21 protein-coding genes are annotated in these 22,441 nt (G+C 71.4%); 13 read left to right on the top strand and 8 right to left on the bottom strand.

Translation table 11 applies throughout. From position 1 onward, the window contains the following. The first annotated feature begins 71 nt into the window (after window positions 1-71). Window positions 72-1,691, top strand: coding sequence for a S41 family peptidase (locus tag BSZ36_RS14915; RefSeq protein ID WP_094550355.1), 1,620 nt, complete (start codon window positions 72-74; stop codon window positions 1,689-1,691). A gap of 186 nt (window positions 1,692-1,877) precedes the next feature. Continuing rightward, complete coding sequence (locus BSZ36_RS14910) at window positions 1,878-2,660, top strand: BtpA/SgcQ family protein (protein WP_094550353.1); 783 nt, start codon at window positions 1,878-1,880, stop codon at window positions 2,658-2,660. Between the two features lie 74 nt (window positions 2,661-2,734). Here the strand turns inward: BSZ36_RS14910 and BSZ36_RS14905 are convergent, their stop codons facing one another. From BSZ36_RS14905 to BSZ36_RS14880, 6 genes are all read right to left on the bottom strand, one after another. Beyond that, the gene (locus tag BSZ36_RS14905) at window positions 2,735-3,934 is read right to left on the bottom strand and encodes a metal ABC transporter permease (RefSeq protein ID WP_218827692.1); all 1,200 of its coding nucleotides are present in this window, start codon (window positions 3,932-3,934) and stop codon (window positions 2,735-2,737) included. Window positions 3,935-4,006: 72 nt separating this feature from the next. Then, window positions 4,007-5,125 carry a metal ABC transporter permease gene (locus BSZ36_RS14900; protein WP_094550349.1) on the bottom strand — a complete coding sequence of 373 codons (1,119 nt, stop codon included), beginning with the start codon at window positions 5,123-5,125 and terminating at the stop codon, window positions 4,007-4,009. A 325-nt stretch (window positions 5,126-5,450) separates the two neighbouring features. Next, window positions 5,451-6,266: a metal ABC transporter ATP-binding protein gene (locus BSZ36_RS14895; RefSeq protein ID WP_094550347.1), complete on the bottom strand. Its 816-nt coding sequence runs from the start codon at window positions 6,264-6,266 to the stop codon at window positions 5,451-5,453. Beyond that, window positions 6,263-6,706: a four helix bundle protein gene (locus BSZ36_RS14890; protein WP_094550345.1), complete on the bottom strand. Its 444-nt coding sequence runs from the start codon at window positions 6,704-6,706 to the stop codon at window positions 6,263-6,265. The genes BSZ36_RS14895 and BSZ36_RS14890 overlap by 4 nt, the downstream gene beginning before the upstream one ends. 32 nt (window positions 6,707-6,738) lie before the next feature. Next, window positions 6,739-7,710 (bottom strand): metal ABC transporter solute-binding protein, Zn/Mn family, encoded by a 972-nt coding sequence (locus BSZ36_RS14885; RefSeq protein WP_218827691.1) that lies wholly within the window; start codon window positions 7,708-7,710, stop codon window positions 6,739-6,741. Further along, window positions 7,707-8,366: a metal-dependent transcriptional regulator gene (locus BSZ36_RS14880; protein ID WP_094550343.1), complete on the bottom strand. Its 660-nt coding sequence runs from the start codon at window positions 8,364-8,366 to the stop codon at window positions 7,707-7,709. Before BSZ36_RS14880 ends, BSZ36_RS14885 begins: the two co-directional genes overlap by 4 nt. 141 nt (window positions 8,367-8,507) lie before the next feature. On the opposite strand from BSZ36_RS14880, the gene BSZ36_RS14875 reads away from it, so the two are divergent. Beyond that, window positions 8,508-9,275 (top strand): transporter, encoded by a 768-nt coding sequence (locus BSZ36_RS14875; protein ID WP_094550341.1) that lies wholly within the window; start codon window positions 8,508-8,510, stop codon window positions 9,273-9,275. A 62-nt stretch (window positions 9,276-9,337) separates the two neighbouring features. On the opposite strand, the gene BSZ36_RS14870 is transcribed toward BSZ36_RS14875, so the two are convergent. Beyond that, window positions 9,338-9,766: a VOC family protein gene (locus BSZ36_RS14870; RefSeq protein ID WP_094550339.1), complete on the bottom strand. Its 429-nt coding sequence runs from the start codon at window positions 9,764-9,766 to the stop codon at window positions 9,338-9,340. A 125-nt stretch (window positions 9,767-9,891) separates the two neighbouring features. Here BSZ36_RS14870 and BSZ36_RS14865 point away from each other — a divergent pair, with 125 nt between their 5' ends. Next, window positions 9,892-10,800 (top strand): alpha/beta fold hydrolase, encoded by a 909-nt coding sequence (locus tag BSZ36_RS14865; protein ID WP_143536919.1) that lies wholly within the window; start codon window positions 9,892-9,894, stop codon window positions 10,798-10,800. 162 nt (window positions 10,801-10,962) lie between these two features. Here BSZ36_RS14865 and BSZ36_RS14860 read toward each other — a convergent pair whose 3' ends face one another. Further along, a complete protein-coding gene (locus BSZ36_RS14860) occupies window positions 10,963-11,613 on the bottom strand; it encodes a MerR family transcriptional regulator (protein WP_094550335.1) in 651 nt (216 codons plus the stop codon). A gap of 339 nt (window positions 11,614-11,952) precedes the next feature. Here BSZ36_RS14860 and BSZ36_RS14855 point away from each other — a divergent pair, with 339 nt between their 5' ends. The 9 genes from BSZ36_RS14855 (at window position 11,953) to hemL (ending at window position 22,225) form a co-directional block, all read left to right on the top strand. Beyond that, window positions 11,953-13,200 carry an NAD(P)-dependent oxidoreductase gene (locus tag BSZ36_RS14855; protein ID WP_094550333.1) on the top strand — a complete coding sequence of 416 codons (1,248 nt, stop codon included), beginning with the start codon at window positions 11,953-11,955 and terminating at the stop codon, window positions 13,198-13,200. Next, a complete protein-coding gene (hemC, locus tag BSZ36_RS14850) occupies window positions 13,193-14,119 on the top strand; it encodes a hydroxymethylbilane synthase (RefSeq protein WP_094550331.1) in 927 nt (308 codons plus the stop codon). Before BSZ36_RS14855 ends, hemC begins: the two co-directional genes overlap by 8 nt. Next, window positions 14,116-14,862, top strand: a complete 747-nt coding sequence (locus BSZ36_RS14845; RefSeq protein WP_094550329.1) for a uroporphyrinogen-III synthase — start codon at window positions 14,116-14,118, stop codon at window positions 14,860-14,862. Before hemC ends, BSZ36_RS14845 begins: the two co-directional genes overlap by 4 nt. Then, a complete protein-coding gene (hemB, locus tag BSZ36_RS14840) occupies window positions 14,862-15,860 on the top strand; it encodes a porphobilinogen synthase (RefSeq protein WP_094550327.1) in 999 nt (332 codons plus the stop codon). The genes BSZ36_RS14845 and hemB overlap by 1 nt, the downstream gene beginning before the upstream one ends. 402 nt (window positions 15,861-16,262) lie before the next feature. Beyond that, a complete protein-coding gene (locus tag BSZ36_RS14835) occupies window positions 16,263-17,069 on the top strand; it encodes a chlorite dismutase family protein (protein ID WP_094550325.1) in 807 nt (268 codons plus the stop codon). Between the two features lie 90 nt (window positions 17,070-17,159). Further along, window positions 17,160-18,182 (top strand): uroporphyrinogen decarboxylase, encoded by a 1,023-nt coding sequence (gene hemE / locus BSZ36_RS14830; protein ID WP_094550323.1) that lies wholly within the window; start codon window positions 17,160-17,162, stop codon window positions 18,180-18,182. A gap of 130 nt (window positions 18,183-18,312) precedes the next feature. Then, window positions 18,313-19,347 (top strand): ferrochelatase, encoded by a 1,035-nt coding sequence (gene hemH / locus BSZ36_RS14825; RefSeq protein WP_094550321.1) that lies wholly within the window; start codon window positions 18,313-18,315, stop codon window positions 19,345-19,347. A gap of 236 nt (window positions 19,348-19,583) precedes the next feature. Continuing rightward, the gene (gene hemG, locus BSZ36_RS14820) at window positions 19,584-20,933 is read left to right on the top strand and encodes a protoporphyrinogen oxidase (protein ID WP_094550319.1); all 1,350 of its coding nucleotides are present in this window, start codon (window positions 19,584-19,586) and stop codon (window positions 20,931-20,933) included. Further along, complete coding sequence (gene hemL, locus BSZ36_RS14815) at window positions 20,930-22,225, top strand: glutamate-1-semialdehyde 2,1-aminomutase (RefSeq protein WP_094550317.1); 1,296 nt, start codon at window positions 20,930-20,932, stop codon at window positions 22,223-22,225. Before hemG ends, hemL begins: the two co-directional genes overlap by 4 nt. Window positions 22,226-22,441: the final 216 nt, after the last annotated feature.

Genomic DNA, 22,441 nt, shown 5'->3' with positions numbered 1-22,441 from the left:
GGGTTGGGCGGGCCGAACGAAACGCGGCCTGCGGTGCGTTCGATCTTGCCGTCCCCACGCCCCCGCCGCCCGTGCGCCGCTTCCCGTTCCTTCTCGCCGTCCTCGTGCTCTGGCCTCTGGCGCCAGCGGCCCAGGAGACGGACCTCTTCGCCGTCCGCAAGAACTTCGGCCTCTTTGCCGAGCTGTACCAGACCCTCGCGGGCGAGTACGTGGACCCGGTGGACGCTGAGCGGCTGATGCGGACCGGGATCAGCGCGATGATCGAGTCGCTGGACCCGTACACGTTCTTTTACGACGAGGCGGTAACGAGCGAGGGCCGCTTGCGCGAGTCGGGCGACGTGGGCGGCGCCGGCTTGGCCGTGGCGCAGCGTGGCGGCGCGCTTGTCGTCACCGGGCTGGAGGAAAACGGCCCCGCCGAGCGGCAGGGCGTGCGCGTGGGGGACCGCATCGTGCGCCTCGCCGGGCGCGATGCCAGCGGCCTGGACGACGCCGCCGCGCGCGACCTCTTGCGCGGCGAGCCCGGCTCGGCGCTCGAACTGGAGGCCGAGCGCGAGGGGGAAGGCGGCTCGCTCCGCTTTGTGCTCGTCCGCGCCGAGGCCGACCAGCGCGACGTGAGCGCCGCCACCTTCGTCGCCGATGGCGTGGGCTACATCCGGCTGGAACAGTTCCTCTACGAGTCCGCCGCGCAGGTCCGCGCCGGGATCGACAGCCTTCGTGCGGGGGGTGAGTTGAACGCCCTCGTCCTCGACCTCCGCGGCAACCCCGGCGGGCTCTTGGAGCAGTCCGTCGAGATCGTGGGGCTGTTCACGCCGCGCGAGACTCCTGTAGTCAGCACGCGAGGGCGCTCGTCCGGGACCGTCCGCGGCTACGCCACGCGCGACGAGCCTCTGGCGCCGGACCTGCCGCTGGCGGTCCTTATCGACGGACGGAGCGCGAGCGCGAGCGAGATCGTGGCGGGCGCGCTGCAGGACCACGACCGCGCGGTGATCGTGGGCGAGACCAGCTTCGGCAAGGGGCTCGTCCAGGTCGTGCGGCCGATGCCCTACGGGACCGCGCTCAAAGTGACGGTCTCGCGGTACTACACGCCGTCCGGCCGCAGCATCCAGTCCGTGGACTACCGCCAGGGCGAGACGGCCTCTGGCGTGGACGAGGCCGCGCGCCAGACGTTCACCACCGCCAGGGGCCGCACGGTCCGCTCCGGCGGCGGCGTGGACCCGGACGAGGCGGTCGGGCTGGGAGAGGAAAGCGACCTCGAGCAGGCGCTCGTGCGCAGCGCGGCGTTTCTCCGCTTCGCCAACCGCTACCGCGCCGAGAACGCCACGCTCCCCCGCGGCTTCGCCATCGACGACCGGCTCCTCGCCGATTTCCGCCGCTTCGCTGAGAGTGACGGCTTGGACTACCGGACCGAGGCGGAGCGCGAAGCCGACGTGCTCGCGCAGGCCATTCAGGACGCCGGCTACGACGCCTCTGGCGAGATCGCCGCGCTTCGCCGCGCCGTGGAGCGCGAGAAGGGACGCGACTTCGAGCGCCACGCGCCGCGCCTCCGCGCGCGCCTCCGTCAGGAAATCCTCTCGCGCTACCTCGACCAAGCCAACCTGGCCGAAACGCTCCTCGAAGGCGACCCGGTCTTGGACCGCGCCCTCGAAGTCCTCGCTGATGACGCGCGCTACCGCCGCATCCTCGGCGGCTGATGCCGGCCTCTGGCGCTCACGCGCGCGGGAGGCGCCATACGCGACGCCAGAGGCCTGTTCCCCCAAGCGGCGGCCACGAGTCGCACGGTTAGACCGCTAACGGCTGGAAATGGGCGGGCACGGAACAGGTGCGGCCAGAGCCGTGTGAGAACGGCACGCACACGACCGCCTCTGGCGCCCTGTCTCATGCCGCTCACGCACCTCTTTGAACGCCCCAAGCCGATCATTGGCGTTTTGCACGTGGGGCCGTCTCCAGGAGTGCCGGGCGCGCGCGACGTGCGCTCCTCCATCGACCGGACCATCGCCGAGGCGCGGCTGCTGATTGAGCACGGCGTGGACGGGCTGTTGGTCGAGAACATGCACGACATGCCGGTCGTGGCCGAGAGCGAGGCGGGGCCGGAAGTGGCCGCCTTCCTCACGCGCGCCGCAACGGCCGTCAAGCGGTACGCCGGGCGGAAGATGCCCGTCGGAGTCCGCGCGATGGGCGGGGCCAACCGGACGGCGATCGCCGTGGCAGTCGCGGCCTCGTGCGACTTCGTGCGGGTGGACGGCTGGGCAGAAGACCCGGCGGCCGCTGGCGCGCTTCTGCGCTACCGCCACGTGTTGGATGCCGATTCGCTCCCCATCCTCGCCGACCTCCGCCCGGCCTGCGCCGCCGATTGCAGCGAACTCGCCGAGCGCGCGGCTCTAAACCGAGCTGACGGTTTCGCCGTGCTGGGACCCGGCCGGGGCGAGCCGCCCGATGCGGAGTGCCTGGAAGCCATCATCAGCGCCACCGACCTTCCGGTCCTGGCCGGTGGCGGGCTGGACTCCACGAACCTCCTCGATTTCGTCGGCCTCGCAGACGGCTTTCTCGTGGGCTCCGGCCTCAAAGAGGGGGCGAACTGGCGGGCGCCCATCTGCGAGCAACGCGTCCGCGCACTTGTCGGCGCCGTGGAGTACGCCAGAGGCGAAGAGGTGCGGCGCTAGCCTCTGGCGAGAAGCGCCGAGTAGAGCAGAGACGGCGCGCCGACGCCAGAGGCGCATGGCGTCTGCCCGCTTGGCTACTCCACCATCGCGCGCTGGGCGCGCGTCCGTCCGCTATCGGTCAGCATGAGGCGGTCGCCTGCGCGCGTGATGGCGTCTTCGCGCTCGGCTGTGCGGACGGCCAGAAGCGCCCGCGCGTGGTCCCACCGGAGGTGGTCCTCCAGGTGGCTGACGCGGCACTCGCGCTCGGCCTCTGGCGTGCGCTCGTGGTGGAGCAAGTGGACGAGCAGCATCCGCTCGGCAAACGTCGCCTTCTGCCGCCGCCGCCGGAGCGCCTGCGCGACGAGCCCGCGCTCGGGCGCGAACGCGAAGGCGAGGATGAACACGACGCCAGAGGCCCCCGCCATCGCGCCCGCGATGCTCGCGTCCAGGCCGCGGGCCATCCAGTAGCCGCCGATCGCGCTCGCGATGCCGAACGCGACCGAGAGGACCAGCAGTACGTCCATCCGGTCGGTGAGGAGCCACGCCGCCGCGGGCGGCGCGATCATCAGCGCGACCACGAGGACCGAGCCCACGACGTCGAAGGCGCCCACGGCGACGACGCTCACGAGCGCCATCAGCGCGTAGTGCAGCGCGACGGGCGCGAAGCCGAGCGCGGCGGCCAGCGCGGCGTCGAACGTGCTCAGCTTGAGCTCTTTGTAGAAGACCGTCACGAACACGAGGCAGATCGCGAAGATGCCGCCCATCCACCACAGCGCCAGAGGCCCCAGGTCCTGCCCGCCGACGGTGAACCGCTCGATCCACGCGAACGCGGGGTCGCCCAGGAGCACGGCGTCGGCGTCGAGGTGCACGTCGCTGGCGAGCAGCGAGATCAGGATCACGCCGATGGAGAACAGCGCCGGGAAGACGAGCCCGATGGCGGCGTCGGCTTTGACGAGCCGCGTCCGCGTCAGCGCCTCGATAAGTGCGACGGTCACGACGCCGGTAATGGCCGCGGCGACGAGCAGAAACGGCGAGGCGAGGTCGCCCGTCACGAAAAACGCGATGGCGATGCCGGGCAGGACGGCGTGCGAGATCGCGTCCGAGAGCAGCGCCGCGCGCCGCAGCACGAGAAACGCGCCGACCAGGGCACAGGCCGCCGCCGTCACGGCGCAGATGAGTTGGATTTCGAGACCGGGGCTCATGGGGGTGATGCGTACTGCGGGATGCGTGAGGGCGGCCGACGTGAGGGGCGGCAGTCCGCCTCTGGCGCCAGAGGCGCGACGGGAGCGGGGCACATGTTGGACCAGGTGAGGCGTCGCCAGAGGCCTCTGGCGGTGGAGGGACGGTCACGCATTACGAAGCACGCATCACTCGGACGGATCTGTCTGCTCGTTGCGGGCCAGCCGGCGGACGTAGGCCTGCCCGGCGTCCGTCAGCGCCCAACCGTCTTCGCCAGAGGGCCGCACCCAGCCGCGCGATTCGAGCGCGCTGAGCGTGGGATCGACGCGCTCGGGGCGCGCGGTCATGGTCTTGAGCGTGGCCGCGGGGTGGGCCTTTGCGAGGTCGCCGTGGTGCAGCGCGAGCGTGTACAGGTCTTCGAGGACGCCCGTCGATTCGAGCGTGCGACGGCTGCGCAGCGTCTGGATCCATCGCGCGACGAGTCCGCGTCCGGGCGCCGCGAGCAGGCTCACGAGCACGATGCCGCTGGCGCAGAGCACGATCGTCGGGCCGGTGGGCAACTGGGCGACCGTCGCGGAGAGAAGGGCGCCGCTCACGCCAGAGGCCGCGCCGAAGAGGGCCGCGAGGCCGACCACGCCGCTCAGCGTGTTCGTCCACTGCCGCGCCGCCGCCGCTGGCGCAATCAGCATCGCGCTCATGAGGACGACGCCAACGGTCTGGAGCCCGACCACGATGGCGATGACCAGCAGCGTCGTCAGCAGCACGTCGAGCCGTCGGACGGGGTAGCCGACGCTCGCGGCGAAGTCGGGGTCGAACAGGAGCACTTTCAGCTCTTTCCAGAAGACCGCCATCGTGCCGAGGGCGAGCGCGCCGAGAGCCGCCATCAGCCACACGTCCGCGGCGACGAGCGCGGCGGCCTGCCCGAACAGGTAGGCGTTGAGGCCCGCCGAGTTGAGCCCCGGAATCCGCTGCGCGAACGTCAGCGCGACGAGTCCGAGGCCGAAGAAAACGGCCAGCACGATGCCCAGCGCGGCGTCCAGCGGGATCCGCGAGCGCCGCACCACGCTGCCCACCGCGAGCGCGCCCAGCCACCCCGCGATGCCCGCGCCCAGCGCGAGCCCCAGCGGCGCCTTGGTGCCCATCACGATAAACGCGATGACCACGCCCGGAAGCGCCGCGTGCGAGATGGCATCGCCCAGGAGCGACTGCCCGCGCAGGACGGCGAACGTCCCCAACGCGCCCGACGTGATGCCGAGGACGGCCGCGCCGAGGGCGACGACCTGGAGCGTGTAGTCGAACTCGATCACTGGGGGGACTGGGTTCTGGGGACTAGGGGCTGGCGTACGCGACGCCAGAGGCCTCTGGCGAGGCCGTGCCGCTTTGTTCTCGTGCCGTCCTCTCCGGCGTCGGGGGCTTGCGTCTTCTCTGGCGGGGTCCCTCGCAAGCGGGAATCCAGGGGGATGAGCGCCGGTGACGCCAGAGGCCTCTGGCGCGGAAGGAAGGGAACGCGCGCGGTGAGACCGCCTCTGGCGCGCGTCCGGCGCGATGCGAGACGGCGGGCCGTGCTTCCCAGTACTCTGGATTCCCGCCTTCGCGGGAATGACGCTGTAGGGGGAGGTGGTGCGTGTGCCATCATCGCGTGTCGCCAGAGGCCTCTGGTGTGAGGGCGGCCTCTGGCGCCAGAGGCGCGAGGCTGCCGGCGCCGGCCTGGTAGGGCACGCGGCCGCCGTAGGCGGCGCGGAGCGTGGCGTCGGTGAACACCTCGGCGACGGGCCCGGCGGCGATGCGGCGCACGTTGAGCAGGAACGTCCAGTCGAAGTACTCCGGGACGGTCTGCAGGTCGTGGTGGACCACGAGAACGGTTTTGCCCGCTTCGCGGAGGTTCTGGAGCAGGGTCACGATGGCCTTCTCGGTCGTCGCGTCGACGCCCTGGAAGGGCTCGTCCATGAGGTAGAGGTCGGCGTCCTGCACGAGCGCTCGCGCGAGGAAGACGCGCTGCTGCTGCCCGCCCGAAAGCTGCGCGATCTGCCGCTCGGCGTACTCGCCCATGCCGACCTCTTCGAGCGCTTTGCGCGCCGCAGCCTTTTCCTTCGCGCCCGGCCGCTTGATCCAGCCGAGGCGCCCGTAGGTACCCATCGTGACCACGTCCAGAGCCGTGGTCGGGAAGTCCCAGTCCACGCTCCCGCGCTGCGGCACGTAGGCCACGCGCTTCCTCTGGCGCCGCAGCGGCGCTCCCAGCACGAGCACGCGACCCGCCGCCAGAGGCACGAGCCCGAGCACGGCTTTGATAAACGTCGTCTTGCCCGCACCGTTGGGGCCGACGATCGCGCACAGCACGCCCTCGGGCACCTGCAGGTCGATGTCCCAGAGGACCGGCGCGTCGCCGTAGGCGACGGTGAGGTCGGCCACGTCGATTGCGTACTGCGTACTGCGTAAGGGTGCGGTCATGTGGCGTCGTAGTCAGTCTCCGGCTCTCGGAGGTGGACGGACCGCTCGTTGCGGGTCATCGTCGTGAGCAGGCGGATAATGTGAGTCATGGGGTCCAGGCGCTTCTCGACGGCCTCTGGCGCCAGAAGCCGCCGGGCTTTGTAGTACCAGTCGCGGCTCTCGCGGGCCGAGCCCAGCGCGTACTCGTAGAAACGGGCGCGGTCCCGTCCGCCTCCGCGCGAGTAGCCCTCCGCGATGTTGGCCGAGACAGACCCGACGGAGCGCACGACCTGATCTGAGATGCCCCAGGCGCGTCGGTCTTTCTGCAGCAGGGCGGCGTCTTCCCAGACGAGGTCCGAGGCGTAGAGCGCGAGCCGGTACGCCTTGACCTTCCACAGCGCGTCGCCCGAGATCGTCCCGGGGACCTTGCGGCACCAGTCGCCAAAGCGTGAGTCTTCCATGTCAGGCACCCTTACGGATTACGCAGTGCGAATCACGAATCACCGAGTCCATCAACCATCGCGTCCACGTTGTGGCGCAGCATCCCGGCGTGCGTGTCGGCGCCAGAGGCCGGGCCGCCGAGGGCGTCGGAGTAGAGCGGCTCGCCCAACTCCACCGTGCCGCCTCTGGCGCGGACGGCTTCCTGGACGGCGCGAATCGTGCGCTCCGAGACGCTGGTCTCGACAAACATCGTGGGCAGGCCCTGCTCGGTGACGAAGCGCGCGAGGTCTTGCACGTCGGCGGTTCCGGCCTCGGTCGCGGTGGAGAGGCCCTGGAGGCCGCGGACCCGGAAGTCGTAGGCGCGTCCGAAGTACTCGAAGGCGTCGTGCGCGGTGACGAGGACGCGGCGGGATTCGGGGATCGCGCTCAGCCTCTGGCGCAGGTCGGCATCGAGCGCGCGGAGCGAGTCGACCGCCGCCGCGGCGTTGGCCTGGTAGTCCGCGGCGTGCTCGGGGTCGAGGTCGGCGAGGGCGCGGGCGGTCTCCTCAGCGGCGTAGATCCAGAGGAGGGGGTTCATCCACACGTGTGGATCGTAGGAGCCCTGGTAGGTGACCGACTCGCGGCGCAGGCTGTCCGGGATGGCCTCGGCGATGGCGCGGACGACGGTCCCGCGCGAGCCCAGTTGCTCCAGCGCTTCGCCCATCTTGCCCTCCAGGTGGAGCCCGTTGGTGAACACCACGTCGGCGGTCGCCATGCGCGTCACGTCGCCCTCGCTCGGGCGGTAGACATGCGGGTCCACGTTCGGGCCCATCAGCGCCTGCACGCGCACGTGCTCGCCGCCGATCTGCCGCACCATGTCGGCCACAATGCTCGTCGTCGCGACGGCCTGGATGCGGCCGTCATCGGCCGCGCCGGTGTCCGTGCCGCAGCCGCTGGCGAAGAGTGCCAGAGGCAGGAGGAGAAAGGTGAGGGCCGCGAGAGGCCTCTGGCGCCAGAGGCGGAATCGGGTAGGGGTGGGCATCATGCGGAGACGAAAACGAAGGCGGCGGCCTCGGGCGCGAGCGCGTGCTCGGCGCCAGAGGCGAGCCGGACGGTAAAGGTGTCGGAGTCGGGCGGCGCGCTCACGAGCGTGAACGCCGTGCCGGGGTAGAGGCCCGCGGCGCCGACGGTGCGCAGCAGGGCGGGGTCGTGGTCGGAGACCTCGCGGACCGTGCCACTGGCGCCCGCGTCCAGCCTCGCCAGAGGCGGCCAGTCGGTCTCTTCCAGTTCGAGCGCGGGCGTGGGGATGGGCGCGCCGTGCGGGTCGTGCGTGGGGTGACCGAGCGCGGCGTCCATGCGCGCTTCCAGGTCTTCCGAGAGGACGTGCTCCCACGCTTCGGCCTCGTCGTGGAGCTTGTCCCACGGCACGCCGAGCGCCTCGTGGAGGTAGGTCTCGACAAGCCGGTGGTGCCGGATCGTCTCGATAGCGATGCGCCGGCCCGCCGTGGTGAGCACGACGCCGCCGTAGGGCACGTGCTCCACCAGCTTCATCGCGGCCAGCTTTTTGACCATGCCCGTGACCGAGGCTGCCGCCACGTCCAGACGCTCCGCCAGCGCCGACGTGGTGACGCGGTCGCTCTGGCGCGCGAGGTCGTAGATGGCCTTGAGGTAGTCCTCGACGGCTTGGGTGTAGGTAGCCACTAGCGGAGTGGTTTAGGCAGAGCTAATTTAGGGCTCCCTAAACCTGTGCGGGTGCGTGGGGTTCCAGGCGCCCTCCGCCCACCTCTTCGCGCCAGCGGCGCGCGTACGCCCGTTCGCGCGCCATTCTCCCGGCCCCTCGTAATGCGTTCACTCTACATCCTCGCTCTCCTCGCCTTCGCGGCAGCCTCTGGCGCGCAGCCACTCACGACCGACCGGCCGGACTTTACCGAGTCGCCTCTGGCGGTAGAGCAGGGCCGGTTCCAGATCGAACTCGGCACCACGTTTGAAGAAGCTGGAAGCGAGGGGCCGCTGATCGTGGCGCCAGAGGCGCTCGTCCGTCTGGGCGTTCTGCCGTTCGCTGAAATCCGCTTGGGGCTGCCCAACTACCTCCGGTTCGAGGGCGAAAGCCGAGCGACGGGCACCCGCGCGGACGACGGGTGGACGGATCCGTCCGTCGGGCTCAAGCTGGAGCTTGGCTCGCTGGCCGGGGTCGACCTGGCATTCTTGGGATCGACGAGCATCCCCGTTGACGAGAACGCCGAGGTGCTCGGCACGTTTGGCTCGAACCGACTCGTGCCCTCCTTCCTGCTCATCGCCGGGACCGACCTCGCACCTGGCCTGTCGCTCGGTACGCAGGGCGGGATCACATACAACGGGCCCGGTGCGGATGACGCGGACCTCGCGGCGACTCTCGTATTCGGCTACTCGCTCGCGGACCAGATCGGCGCGTTCGCGGAGGTCGCCATCTCGGACCGCGTGAGCGTAGACGCGCCCGCCTCCATCCTCGTGCACACGGGAGCCACGCTTCTGCTCAGCGACGACGTCCAACTCGACGCCCACGTCGGGGCCGGCCTTACGGAGACCGCGCCCGACTACCTCGTCGGCATCGGCGCGAGTGCGCGGTTCTAGCCTCTGGCGCCAGAGGCCGAGTGCTGCCGCAGGGCTCGTCTCGCCAGAAGCCTCTGGCGCGGCTACTTCGCGAACAGCGACGAGAGGTCCTCGAAGGCCTTGAACTCCAGCGCGTTGCCCGAGGGGTCCAGGAAGAACATCGTGCCCTGCTCGCCGGGCTGGCCCTCAAAGCGGATGTAGGGCTCGATCACGAACTCGACGCCCGCGGCGGTGACGCGCTCGGCGAGCGCTCGCCAGTCATCCATGGTGAGCACGATGCCGAAGTGGGGCACCGGCACGTCGTGGCCGTCCACGGCGTTGCTGTGGTCGGGCTCCGGGCGCTCGGGGATCGGCGCGATGTGGGCGACGATCTGGTGGCCGTAGAGGTTGAAGTCGACCCACTCGTCCGAGCTCCGCCCTTCGGGGCAGCCCAGGACGCCGCCGTAGAAGGCGCGGGACGATTCGAGATCGCGGACGGGGAACGCGATGTGGAACGGGCGGAGAGCGCTCATGAGGTGGGGAAGGAGGACGCCCGAAGCTACCGGGAATGGCGCGGTTCGCCAGAGGCCAGAGCCGCGCAGATCGGAACCCCAACCCGCCCGCGCGATACCGAGCGCTTAGAAGCCCTCCGCGCCCCATGAGCCTGCTCGCTCGCCTCGATCCCATCGCCCACGCCGTGCGCCGCGCGCGGGCTTCCACCCGCGCCTCCGCGGGCCTCTCGCGCCGCAGCCTCACGCTCCCGGACGGACGCGAGATCGTGTACCTCGATGGCTCCCGGGACGAGCTCGAATCCCGTCCGCCGGCCCTCTTCATCCACGGCATCGGCGCGAGCAAGGACCACTGGCCGCCTCTCGCGAAGCCTCTGGCGGAGCGCCTGCGCGTGATCGCGCCGGACCTGCCCGGCTTTGGCGAAAGCGACCGCTCGCCAGAGGGGGACTACTCGATGGCGGCGCAGGGCGAGACCGTGATCGCGATCGCGGACGCGCTGGGGCTGGACCGCTTCCACTTGGTGGGTCAATCGATGGGCGGGCGCGTCGTCGCCGAGACGGCGGCGCGGCACGCCGGGCGCCTGTTCTCGCTGTGGATGATCGCGCCGGCGGGCGCGATGGGGGAGGAGCAGAGCGAGATGATCGAGGGGCTCCTGGCGGGCGAGGGCATCCCGTTGTTCGGGCGCACGCCAGAGGAGTACATGGAGACCGTGGCGTTTACCATGAGCCGCCCGCCGCGCATCCCCTCGCTCGCGCTGCGCGTGCTCGCGGCCGAGAACGCCGCCGACTACGACCTCAACCGGGAGATCTTCGCGCGCATGAGCACCGGCTTCGCCGTCGGCCCCTCGACGGAGGACCTCCTGGACGGCGTGGACGTGCCGACGCTGATCACGTGGGGCGAGGAGGACCGCGTCCTGCACCCCTCGGGCGCCGGCAGCATCGCCGCGCGGATGCCTCGCGCGACGGTCCACCACATGCCGGAGACGGGCCACATCCCGATGTTCGAGGCGCCTGGGGACGCCGCGGCGCGCTATCTGGAGTTTCTGGACGCGCTCTAGCCTCTGGCGCGGCCGCAGGTCTACCGCCCGCTGCGCTGCTCGCGCCAGAGGCGCATAAAACGCCGGGGCGCCTGCGCGAACGCAAACGCCCCGGGTTCTGCGACCGGGTGTGGTGGGCCCCCGGCCGCGAGTTGGGTGGTCCGGCGCCTCTGGCGCCAGAGGCTACTCGGGCAGCGCCCGGTCGTACGCCTCAGCGATGGCGAGCTGGACCTCGTTGGTAAACGTGTTCACCTTCCGCACGAGCGCGACCTGGTCGGTTACGGGCTGCTCGTTGAGGTGCGGGTAGTAGGCGGTGGACTCCGAGAGCACGTCGCGGAAAAAGAGCGTCGCGCGGAGGGCGTCGGTGTAGGGCACGCCGCGGCTTTTGAGCTTGCGGGCGTAGTTCCGCGTCAGGCGGCCCACCTCGGGCCAGAGCGCGGACTCGTCCGTGCTGCCGGAGACGTACTGGAGCAGGAGCCCCATCAGGCGGCGGCCGTTTTCGCGGCTCTGCTGCTTGTCGGCCTCGGTCAGCGCGTCGCTCCAGTCGGACGGCTTCGAGGTCAGCTCGTAGCGGGCGTGGACCACGGCGTGCTGCGCCCACGCGCGGTCGGCGGGGTTGTGGGTTTCCGGGAGCCCGCCCGCCAGAGGCGTCCGTCCGCCTTTGCTGCCGGTCTCGCGCATCGCCTCGGCGGCGTCGCGCGGGATGCGCCGGTGGCCGCCCGGCGTGCGCGTCTCCGGCAACCGCCCCTCGTCCGTCCAACGCCGGATGGTGTCGATGTGGACGCCGAGCAAGTCGGCAGCCTGGCGGACGGTGAGGAGGTCGGGGGAGGGCATGGCGCGAGAAGAAGGCCGGGAGGCTACAGCCTTGGTAAACCTGAGGCGTGAAGAGGTTGCCCGTGATCTGCGAGCTTTTGATCGAGCGCGCCGGGTGGCCTCTGGCGCGCGGTGCCGCGTGCGCGTCGCTTCGCGAACAAGAGGCAGCGCGTGATAAGACAAGTGCTTAGAAGAACAGGCGCATCTCCGGCCGGAAGCCGAGGCCTCTGGCGCCGCGCTAGAGGCGCGCGCGATCAGGAAAAGCTTCCCCGAACCTATGCAAACCTCGGGTGCCGATAGGGAATACCCTGCATCCCGGCTCGTTCCTGCCACGACCCCAGCGAGCCCCTTTCCCGGCACATGACCGACGCGCTTTCGATTGTATCTCTCGGCCTCGACGGCGACCGCGTCGGCGTGGACGTGCGGGAAGCGTGGGCGCTCGGCGCCGAGGAGGTGGCGGCGCTCCTGGCGGAGGCGAAGGCGGAGGGGCTCGGCGCGTGCTTGCTTTCCACCTGCTACCGCGTGGAGTGGGTGCTCAGCGGCGCACGCCCGCACGCGGAGCTTCTCGCGTGGGCGCGCCAGAGGCTGATCAGGGTGGGGCCGGACGCCTCGCTGGAGGGCTTCGTGGAGCGCGAGGGGGAAGACGCCACGCGGCATCTCATCCGGGTCGCCAGCGGCCTGGAATCCGCCGTGCTCGGCGAGGCGCAGATCCTCGGGCAGGTTCGCCGCGCCCGCGCCGCCGCGCAACGCGCCGGGACGCTCACGCCGCCGCTGCGCGCGGCGATGGACGCCGCCGTCCGCACGGGCCAGAGCGTGCGCCGCACGACCGACTTGGGCCGCGGCGCGGCCTCGACGGCTTCGGCCTCGGTCCGCATCGCCGAAGCCAGCGCCTCTGGCGTCCGCGGCCGGCACGTCTTGGTCATCGGCGGGGGGCAGATGGGGCGCCTGCTGATGGGCCTGTTGCCGGCCTCGCGCCCGGCCTCGGTCACGCTCGTCTCGGCGCACGTGCCGCCGCACCCCGGCTTCTCGGTTGTCCGCCCGGCCGCGCTTGCCGACGTGCTCCCAGCCGCCGACGTGGTCTTCGCCGCGACCGACCGCGAGGCGATCCCGCTCGGGCTAGCGCAAGAGGCCTGGGCCGACGGCCGCGCGCGGACCGTGGTAGACCTCGGCGTGCCGCGCAACGTGCCTCTGGCGGTGGGCGCGCTCCCGGGCGTCTCGCTGCACGACATCGACGCGCTCGGCGCGGTCGTGGACGCGGGGCTGCAGGCGCGAGAGGCGGCCATCCCCGAAGCCGAGGCCAAGGTGGCGACCGCGCTGGACGAGCTGCGCTACGAGATGGAAGGGCTCCGCCGCGAGGCCTTTATCGCCGATCTCCGCCGCGAGGCCGAAGCCGTGCGCCAGGAGACCGTCGCGTACGTCTGCGGCCGGTGCACGGACCGCACCTGCGAGCCCGCCCCCGGCCGCGCCTCGCGCTGCAGCGACCCGCAGCAGCTCACGCGCACGCTCACCACCCGCCTGTTCCACGACCTCACGGCCTCGCTCCGCCAGAGGCAGGACAACCTCTCCGAGGACGACCTCCGCCGCCTTTTCGCCCTCGACGATGACTAGCCTCCGCCTCGGCACCCGCACCTCCCGCCTCGCGATGTGGCAGGCCCGCCACGTCGCGGACACGCTCCGCGCCGCGTGGCCCGGCCTGAGCGTCGAACTCGTCCCGTTCGTGACCGAGGGCGACAAAACGCTGGACAAGCCGCTGCCCGAGATCGGCGGCAAGGGGCTGTTCACGCTCGAACTCGAATCGGCGCTTCTCGACGGCCGCATTGACCTCGCCGTCCACTCTCTCAAGGACCTCCCGACCGACGACCCCGACGGCCTGACGGTCGGCGCGACGACCGAGCGGGCCGACCCGCGCGACGCCTGGATCTGCCCCTCGGGCGACACGCTCGAAAGCCTCGCCTCTGGCGCGGTCATCGGCACGAGCAGCCTCCGCCGCGGCGCGCAGATCCTGCGCCAGAGGCCGGACGTGGTGATCCAGTCCATCCGCGGCAACGTGGAGACGCGGATCCGGAAGGTGCAGGAGGGCGGCTACGCGGCAGGCATCCTCGCGCTCGCCGGCCTGGACCGGCTGGAGATCACCGACCGCGCCGCGTCCATTCTGGACCTCGATACCATGCTGCCGGCGCCCGGCCAGGCCGCCCTCGGCGTCCAGACCCGCTCGGACGATCCGGACGTGCTGCGCCTCATCGCCGCGCTGGACCACGCCGAAACGCGCGCGTCCGTAACCGCCGAGCGCGCCTTTCTCGCCGGCCTCGGCGGCGGCTGCAGCGCGCCCATCGCCGCACTCGGGACCGCCTCTGGCGACCGGCTGCACCTCCGCACGCGCGTCGTCTCGACCGACGGCGCCCGGACCGTCGAGGTCCGCGTGGACGGCCCGTTCGACGCCGAGAACGCGCTCGCCTCTGGCGCCGCGCTCGGCGCCCGCGCGGCGGAAGAAGCCCTCGCCGGCGGCGCCAAAACGCTCCTCCCATGACGCTGGAGGGCCGCCGAGTCGTCGTCACGCGCGCCGAAGAGCAGGCGGGCTCGCTCGCCAGAGGCCTGCGCGAGCGCGGCGCGACGCCCCTTCTCGTGCCGTCGATCCGCTTCGAGCCCGCCGAGGACCCCGCGCCTCTGGCGCAGGCCGCGCGCGAGATCAGCCGCGCCGCCTGGGTCGTGTTCACGAGCGCGACGGGCGTGGAGTACGGCTGGGGCGCGATCCGCGAGGCGTGGCCGGACGGCCTGCCCGCCGGGGTGCGGGTCGCCGCCGTCGGCTCCGGGACCGCCGAAGCGCTCCAGAGCGCGGGCGCGCCCGTCGACTTCGTCCCGCGAGAGGCCATCGGCGATGTCCTCATCGCCGAACTGCCGATCGAAGCGGGCGACCGCGTCGTCCTCCTCCGCTCGCACATCGGCCGCGAGGCCATCGCCAGCGGCCTCGCCCGCCGCGGCGCCGAGGTCCACGACGTGACGGCCTACCGCACGATCACCGAGGCCGACCCCGACGCGGTGGCCGACGCGCTCCGCCAGCGGCCGGACGCCATCACGTTTACCTCGCCTTCCACCGCCAGAGGCTTTCTGGCCTCGGTCCCGGACATCGGCGCACTTGCCGGTCTCGCGCTCGTCGCCATCGGCCCCGTGACCGCCGAGGCGCTACCGCCCTTTGGTCTCCGCGCGAGCGCCGTCGCCGACCCCCACACCGTCGGCGGCATCCTCGCCACGCTCGACGCCCTCTACGCCTGATGTTTAGCCCCCACGCCTCTGGCGCCGACCGTCCCCAGCGCCTCCGTGCCTCCGCCGCCGTGCGCGGCCTCGTCCGCGAGACGCGCCTGGACCCCGCCGCGTTCGTCCTCCCGCTCTTCGTCCGCGATGGCGAAGGCGTCCGCGACGAGATCTCGTCCATGCCCGGCGTCTTCCAACTCTCGGTAGACGAGGCCGTCAAGGAGGCGCAAGAGGCGGCCGGTCTCGGCGTCGGCGGCGTGCTCCTCTTCGGGATCCCCGCGCACAAAGACGCCGAGGGCTCCGCGGCCTCTGGCGACGACGAGGCCGTGCAACGCGCCACGCGCGCCATCAAAGAAGCCGTGCCGGATCTCGCCGTCATCACCGACGTGTGCCTCTGCGAGTACACCGACCACGGCCACTGCGGCTTTATCGGGACCGACGGCGAGTTGCAGCTAGAGGCCTCGCTGCCTCAGCACGTCGAAGCCGCCATCAGCCACGCCCGCGCGGGCGCGGATCTCGTCGCGCCCTCGTCCATGATCGACGGCGTCGTGGGCGCCATCCGCCAGGGGCTCGATTCCGCGGGCTTCGACCACGTCGGCATTTTCAGCTACGCCGTGAAGTACGCCTCGGCGTTCTACGGCCCTTTCCGCGACGCCGCCGACAGCGCGCCGGCCTTTGGCGACCGCCGCACGCACCAGATGGACCCCGCGAACGCCCGCGAAGCGCTCCGCGAGGCCGCGCTCGACGTCGCCCAAGGCGCCGACATGCTCATGGTCAAGCCCGCCGTGGCCTACCTCGACATCGTCCGCCAGATCCGCGACGCCTTCCCGGACCGCCCGCTCGGCGCCTACCACGTCTCCGGCGAGTACGCCATGCTCAAGGCCGCTGGCGCCAGAGGCTGGCTCGACGAGCGCCGCGCCGTCCTGGAAACGCTCACCAGCCTCCACCGCGCCGGCGCCGATGTCATCATCACGTACTACGCCGCCGAAGCCGCCCGCTGGCTGAAAGACGGCGAGTAGCCGCCTCTGGCGCCCCATTCTCTGGTGCCCCATTGCTCGCCAGAACCTCGCCCTGCTATTCCCAAAGCGCCTCCCGCTCCAACAACGTCATCCCCGACCCCGATCGGGGATCCAGCATACCGGGAACGCCCCTTGACGCGCCCTGATGCTCAGGACGCTCGCCAGAGGACGCCGGACGCCTTTCCTTGTTGACTCGTCAGAAGCCTCTGGCGAAAGGTGCGCTCGCCACTCTGGATTCCCGCGTTCGCGGGAATGACGCCATAGGGAGAGCGCTCTCGGCCCAAGCCTCTGGCGCCAGAGGCCCCCTCCAGCGGGCCCGTCTCGCGGACACTCCGTGAAGCCGCACGCGGCGCGATCCCCGCTCACACCCGCGCGTATCCCCACTTTCACCCCAGACTGAAAATGGCCCTCGACCTCCAGAGCGCCCCGAAATCCGACGACACCGCCTCTGGCGAGAGCCGCGACGCCAGCGGCCTCAGCCTCGCCGAGCGCGGCAAGACCGCCGAGGGCGCGCCCCAATCGCTCGACCGGCGCCTGTTCGTCCAACTCCTCGCCTACACCGGCTGCACCGACGCCACGCCTCTGGCGGAGGCCGCCGAGGCCGCGGGCGTGGGCGGCGCGATCTACGTCGGCGCGCAGGATCCGCAGAGCGTGGCCGTGCTCACGTTCCATGAGGACCCTGCGTTTTTCGTCGAGGACGGCCGGGCGCTGCACCTTTCGGAGCCGTTCCGCGGCCTCACGCCGCTCCCGCACCTCACGATGCTGGGCCGAACGTACTCCATCGGCTACGAGCAGGACCTGATCGGCGCGCTTGTCGCCAAGCCAGTCAAGACCATCGCCAACCCCGACTGGCCGTGGGCCGTGTGGTACCCGCTGCGCCGGAGCGGCCGTTTCGAGCGCGAGCCGCGCGAGGAGCAGCGCCGCATGCTCATGGAGCACGGCGGGATTGGCCGTGCCTTCGGCAAGTCCGACTTGGCGCACGACGTGCGCCTAGCCTGCCACGGCCTGGACCCCAACGACAACGACTTCATCGCCGGGCTCGTCGGCAAGGACTTGCACCCGCTCTCGGCGGTCGTCCAGAAGATGCGCTCCACGCGCCAAACCGCCGAGTTTATCGACAACCTCGGCCCCTTTTTCGTTGGCCGCGCCATCTGGCAGAGCGCCGGTCCCTACGCCTGGGCGCTGGAGCACACCGGCTCCGGCCACTAGCCTCTGGCGCCAGAGGTACGGGGCACCCCGTACAGCTTCGGCGCCCTTTCGACCTGTACCTCGTACCGAGTACCCCGTACCTGACTCCGCATGTCCCGATTCCTCGACGCCCTCGCAGGCAAACCCGTCGACGCCACGCCCGTGTGGTTTATGCGGCAGGCCGGCCGCTACCTCCCCGAGTACCGCGCCATCCGTGAGAAGCACAGCTTTCTCACGATGGTCAAGACGCCGGAGATCGCCGCCGAGATCACGCTGCAGCCCATCCGCCGCTTCGGCCTGGACGCGGCCGTGATCTACTCGGACCTGCTGCCGCCGCTGCAGACGATGGGCCTCGGGCTCCACTTCGAGAAGGGCGTCGGGCCGGTCATCGAGAACCCGATCAACACGCCAAAGGACGTGGACATGCTCGCCACGCCCCCCGCGGGCGAGACGATGATGTACACGCCAGAGGCCATCAAGCTGGTCAAGGCGGAACTGGACCCGCTCGGGATTCCCGTCCTCGGCTTCGCGGGCGCGCCGTTCACGCTCGCGGCCTACGCGATCGAGGGCGGAGGCTCCAAGAAGTACGAGAAGACCCGCGTGTTCATGTACACCGAGCCCGCCGCGTGGCGGCGGCTCATGGACAAGCTGGTTACCGTCGCGGGCAGCTTCCTGACGGAGCAGGCCAAGGCCGGCGCCGGTGCGCTGCAGGTCTTCGACTCGTGGGCAGGCGCCCTCTCGCGCTACGACTACGAGCGCTACGCGGCGCCGTACACGGCCAAGCTGATTGCCATCGCGCAGAAGACCGGCCTCCCCGTCGTCCACTTCACGACCGGCACCGCTGGCCACCTGGACGCCATCGCAGCCGCTGGCGGCGACGTGATCGGCGTGGACTCCGGGCCGTCTCTCAAAGAAGCCTACGAGCGCACGGGCGGCAAGCCGCTTCAGGGCAACCTGGACCCGTACCTCCTGCAGGCGCCCTGGCGCGAGCTCAAGGCGCAGACCGACCGCGTCCTCGCCGAAGCGCCCAAGACCGGCTACGTGTTCAACACCGGCCACGGCCTGGTCCCCGCCACCCCGCCCGACGCCGTCGCGCGCCTCACCGACTACGTGCGCGAGCAGACGAGCGCGTGATTCGCGCTGCGTGATCCAGGACGGTGCTCGCGAACACCGCACGTGCTCGCGAACGCCCTCACGCATCACGGATCACGCCTCTGCCACCCAGAGCCTCCGCACTCCGAGTACCCGAACCCTCTCCCGACCGATGCCTACTCCTCCCGCCAAACCCATCGGCGTCCTCTTCATGGCCTACGGCGGCCCCGAGTCTCTCGACGAGATCGCGGGCTACCTCTCCGACATCCGCCACGGCCGGCCGACGACGACGGCCGTTCTGGACGAGATCACGAACAACTACCGCATGATCGGCGGCAAGTCGCCCATCATGGGGCTGACCAAGGCGCAGATCGACGGCGCGATGGCGCACCTCAACCCGCCCGGCGAGCCCGAGCGGTTCAAGGCGTACCTCGGCATGCGCCACTGGGCGCCGTGGATCGAGGAGACCGTCGGTCAGATGCTGGACGACGGGATCGAGCAGGCCGTCGCGATCGTCCTCGCGCCGCACTTCTCGTCCATGTCCATCGCGAAGTACCAGGCCAAGGTGAAGGCAGGCCTGGAGCTCTACCGCGGCGACATCGAGTTCAGCTACGTCGACGCGTACTTCGACGCCGACCTCCTGATCGACGCGTTCGCGGCGCGCGTGCGCGAGGGCATCGAGGCGTTTCCCGAAGAGGAGCAGGACGAGGTGCACGTCGTGCTCAGCGCGCACAGCCTGCCGGTCCGCATCCTCCGCGAGGGCGACCCCTACCAGGACCAGCTCTGGACGACGGCGCGACTTATCGCCGAGCGCGCCGGGCTCCGCGAGGACCAGTGGAGCTGGAGCTACCAGAGCGAGGGCCGCAGCCCCGAGCCGTGGCTCGGGCCGCAACTCGAAGACCACGTGCCGACGCTCCAGGACGAGCGCGGCATCGACAAGGTTGTGAGCCTCGCGATTGGCTTCGTGAGCGACCACGTCGAGATCCTGTTCGACATCGACATCGAGGCGCAAAAGGCGGCCAAGGAACGCGGCATGACGCTCGTGCGCCCGCCCTCGCTCAACGACGACCCGCGCTTCGTGCGGCTCATCGCCGAACTCGTAGAAGGCCAGGCCGCCGAGGCCGGCTGGATCGCGTCCGACGTGCGCGCCGCCTCCGCGGGCGCCCCGACCATGCCGATGCCCGAGGGCACCACCTCGCCCGTCTAGCCTCTGGCGCCAGAGGCCAGAACCGAGGCGCCTCTGGCGGTGCGTCCGCCGAGCGCCGATCGTGTCATCCTGAGCGGAGGCGGCGCGAGCCGCCGGAGCCGAAGGATCTCAGCAGAGCACGCCGCGACAGAGTCGGCTGAGATCCTTCGGCTTCAGCCCTGCGGGCTTCCGCTCAGGATGACACATCCGAGGCTCAGGTGCTCTGCCATCGCCTCTATCCACCCACCCTCGCACCTGTGACCGACCGCACCGATGTCCTCGTTCTCGGAGGCGGCATGGCCGGCCTCGCCGCCGCGCTCCGCCTCGCCGAGGCCGGGCGCAGCGTGCGGCTTCTGGAAGCGTCCGAGCGCCTGGGCGGCGTCGTCAAAACGCTCCGGCAGGACGGGTTTGTGGCCGACGTGGGGCCGGACGTGTTCCTGGTCCGCAAGCCGGGTGCGGCGCGCCTGGCCGCGCAGTTGGGAGTGGAGACCGCACCCGCCAGAGGCGGCGCACTGATCCAGCGCCGCGGGCGGCTCTACCCGCTCCCGTCCGGCCTCTCAGGCCTCGTCCCTGGCCGGCTGGGTCCGCTGCTCACGACGCGGGCGCTGCCTCTGGCGGCGCGACTCCGCGCGGGCGCCGAGCCGCTCGTGCGGCGCCGGGCCGGGGACGACGACGAGAGCCTGCAAGCGTTCGCGATCCGGCGCTTTGGCCGCGGCGCGTGGGACGGCTTGATCGAGCCGCTGCTCGGCGGGCTATACGGCGCCGACGCTGGGCCGATCTCGCTTCGCGCCACGCTTCCGCACCTCCACACGCGCGAGCGCGAGGGGCCGCTCTTGAGCTGGCGCGCCGCCGCGGCCTCTGGCGCCCCGGGCTCGCCGTTCCAGCGCCCCATCCGCGGCATGGACGCGCTGCCCGACGCCGTCGTCTCCGCGCTCCAGAGCCTCGGTGTCCATCTCCATACCCACACGCCCGTCGAATCCGTCGCGATGGACGCCAGAGGCGCGGCGGTCCAGAGCGGCGGCGACACGTTCGAGGCCGACGCGCTTCTCGTCGCGCTCCCGGCGCCCGCCGCCGCGCGAGCCCTCGCGCCGCTGGGCGCCGACCTCGCCTCGCCTCTGGCGGCCGTTCCGATGGGCAGCGCCGCGGTCGCGATCGTCGGCTTCGAGAGCGCTGGGCTGGACGTGCCCGACGTGTCGGGCTGGCTCGTGCCGCGCCGCGAGGGCGGGCCCGTCCAGGCTGTTACGCTTCTCTCGCGCAAGCACCCCGGCACGGCGCCCGACGGCCACGACCTCGCGCGCGTTTTCCTCCGCCCCGAGGCCGCCGCAGCCTCTGGCGACGGCGCGCTGCTCAGCGCTGCGCGCGAGCACCTCCGCCAGAGGCTCGGCCTTCGCGCCGACCCCATGTTTACGGCCGTCCAGCGGTGGCAGGCCGCCTCGCCGCGCTACACGCTCGGCCACCCCGAGCGCCTCGCCGCGCTCGACGCCGCCCGTGCGCGCTACCCGCGCCTCGCGCTCGCCGGCGCCGCCCTCCGCGGCGTGGGCCTGCCCGACGTGATCGCGGGCGCCGAAGCCGCCGCCGACCACCTTCTCGACTCTCTTTCCCGATGACCGACTCCCTTTCCACCGCTCGCTCCGAAGCCCTGTTCGCCGAGGCGCAGGGCCTCATGCCCGGCGGCGTCTCCTCGCCCGTCCGCGCCTTTAAGTCCGTCGGCGGCACGCCGCGCTTTATCGAGCGCGGCGAAGGCGCCTACCTCGTCGATGTGGACGGCAACCGCTACATCGACTACGTGATGTCGTTCGGGCCGCTTCTTCTCGGCCACGCGCCCGCAGCCGTCACGCGCGCGATCGCGGAGCAGGCCGCCAGAGGCTCGTCGTTCGGCGCGCCGAGCCCGCTGGAGGTCGATCTCGCGAACACGATCCAGGCCATCTACCCGAGCATGGAGCGGCTGCGGTTCGTCAACTCCGGGACCGAGGGCGCGATGAGCGCCGTCCGCGCCGCGCGCGCCTTTACGGGCCGCGACAAGGTGGTCAAGTTCGACGGCCACTACCACGGCCACGCGGACCTGCTCCTGGCGAAGGCCGGCAGCGGCGTCGCCACGCTGGGCCTGCCGGATTCCCCCGGCGTTCCGGCTGCGGTCACCGCCGACACGCTCGTCGTCCCGTTCAACGACGAGGAGGCCATGCGCGAGCTGTTCGCGCGCGAGGGCGAGCACATCGCGGCCGTTTTGGTGGAGCCCATCGCGGGCAACATGGGCCTAGTGCGCTCGGCCGAGGGCTTTCTCCAGTTCCTCCGCGAGATCACCGAGGAGCACGGCGCACTTCTGGTCTTCGACGAGGTCATGGTCGGCTTCCGCGTGCACCCCGGCGGCGCCCAAGCGCTTTTGGGCGTCACGCCCGACGTGACCATCCTGGGCAAGGTCATCGGCGGCGGCCTGCCCGTGGGCGCCTACGGCGGCCGCGCGGACATCATGGACATGATGGCGCCCTCTGGGCCGGTCTACCAGGCCGGGACGCTCTCGGGCAACCCCCTGGCGATGGCCGCAGGGCTCGCCCTTTTTCGCGAGGCCGAGGCCTCTGGCGCGTGGCAGAAAGCCGCCGACGCCGCTCGCGCGACGGCCGACGCGATCCAGAGCGCGGCCGACGAAGCGGGCGTCCCCGTCCAGACCGATTCGGTCGGCGCCATGTTCGGCTTTTTCCTCAACGCCAACGCCGTCACGGACTACGCCAGCGCGGCCACGAGCGACAAGGCGCTGTTCTCGCGCCTGCACAAGCTGCTCTTGGACCGCGGCGTGTACCTCCCGCCGTCGTCCTTCGAGGCCTGCTTTACCTCCAGCGCCCACACGCCCGAGGTCGTCGCCGAGGCCGCCGAGGCGTTCCGCTCCGCCTTCGCCGCGCTCTAGCCTCTGGCGCGCTTGAGCCTTTGCCGCGCCTCTGGCGCCAGAGGCGCGGCAGCCCGGTGCACGGCGCTTCCCCTTCGCTCGCGCCCTCCCGACGTCATTCCCGCGCACGCGGGAATCCAGGGTAACGGGAACGCGTCTCGGGCCGATCGCCGGCGCCGTACGGGCGCCAGAGGCCGAGGCGCGCATTCCGCCCTCGCTTCCTGATGCTCGGAGGTT

This window comes from Rubricoccus marinus (genome assembly GCF_002257665.1).
GTDB classification, from domain to species: Bacteria; Bacteroidota; Rhodothermia; order Rhodothermales; family Rubricoccaceae; genus Rubricoccus; species Rubricoccus marinus.
This window is presented reverse-complemented; position numbering and strand designations above follow the sequence as displayed.

Excerpts from the sequence above, each read along its gene's own strand:
- BSZ36_RS14910 (WP_094550353.1), top strand. The coding sequence starts at position 1,878 with ATGCCGCTCACGCACCTCTTTGAACGCCCCAAGCCGATCATTGGCGTT.
- BSZ36_RS14895 (WP_094550347.1), bottom strand. The coding sequence starts at position 6,266 with ATGACCGCACCCTTACGCAGTACGCAGTACGCAATCGACGTGGCCGAC.
- BSZ36_RS14890 (WP_094550345.1), bottom strand. The coding sequence starts at position 6,706 with ATGGAAGACTCACGCTTTGGCGACTGGTGCCGCAAGGTCCCCGGGACG.
- BSZ36_RS14885 (WP_218827691.1), bottom strand. The coding sequence starts at position 7,710 with ATGATGCCCACCCCTACCCGATTCCGCCTCTGGCGCCAGAGGCCTCTC.
- BSZ36_RS14875 (WP_094550341.1), top strand. The coding sequence starts at position 8,508 with ATGCGTTCACTCTACATCCTCGCTCTCCTCGCCTTCGCGGCAGCCTCT.
- BSZ36_RS14870 (WP_094550339.1), bottom strand. The coding sequence starts at position 9,766 with ATGAGCGCTCTCCGCCCGTTCCACATCGCGTTCCCCGTCCGCGATCTC.
- BSZ36_RS14865 (WP_143536919.1), top strand. The coding sequence starts at position 9,892 with ATGAGCCTGCTCGCTCGCCTCGATCCCATCGCCCACGCCGTGCGCCGC.
- BSZ36_RS14860 (WP_094550335.1), bottom strand. The coding sequence starts at position 11,613 with ATGCCCTCCCCCGACCTCCTCACCGTCCGCCAGGCTGCCGACTTGCTC.
- BSZ36_RS14855 (WP_094550333.1), top strand. The coding sequence starts at position 11,953 with ATGACCGACGCGCTTTCGATTGTATCTCTCGGCCTCGACGGCGACCGC.
- hemC (WP_094550331.1), top strand. The coding sequence starts at position 13,193 with ATGACTAGCCTCCGCCTCGGCACCCGCACCTCCCGCCTCGCGATGTGG.
- BSZ36_RS14845 (WP_094550329.1), top strand. The coding sequence starts at position 14,116 with ATGACGCTGGAGGGCCGCCGAGTCGTCGTCACGCGCGCCGAAGAGCAG.
- hemB (WP_094550327.1), top strand. The coding sequence starts at position 14,862 with ATGTTTAGCCCCCACGCCTCTGGCGCCGACCGTCCCCAGCGCCTCCGT.
- BSZ36_RS14835 (WP_094550325.1), top strand. The coding sequence starts at position 16,263 with ATGGCCCTCGACCTCCAGAGCGCCCCGAAATCCGACGACACCGCCTCT.
- hemE (WP_094550323.1), top strand. The coding sequence starts at position 17,160 with ATGTCCCGATTCCTCGACGCCCTCGCAGGCAAACCCGTCGACGCCACG.
- hemH (WP_094550321.1), top strand. The coding sequence starts at position 18,313 with ATGCCTACTCCTCCCGCCAAACCCATCGGCGTCCTCTTCATGGCCTAC.
- hemL (WP_094550317.1), top strand. The coding sequence starts at position 20,930 with ATGACCGACTCCCTTTCCACCGCTCGCTCCGAAGCCCTGTTCGCCGAG.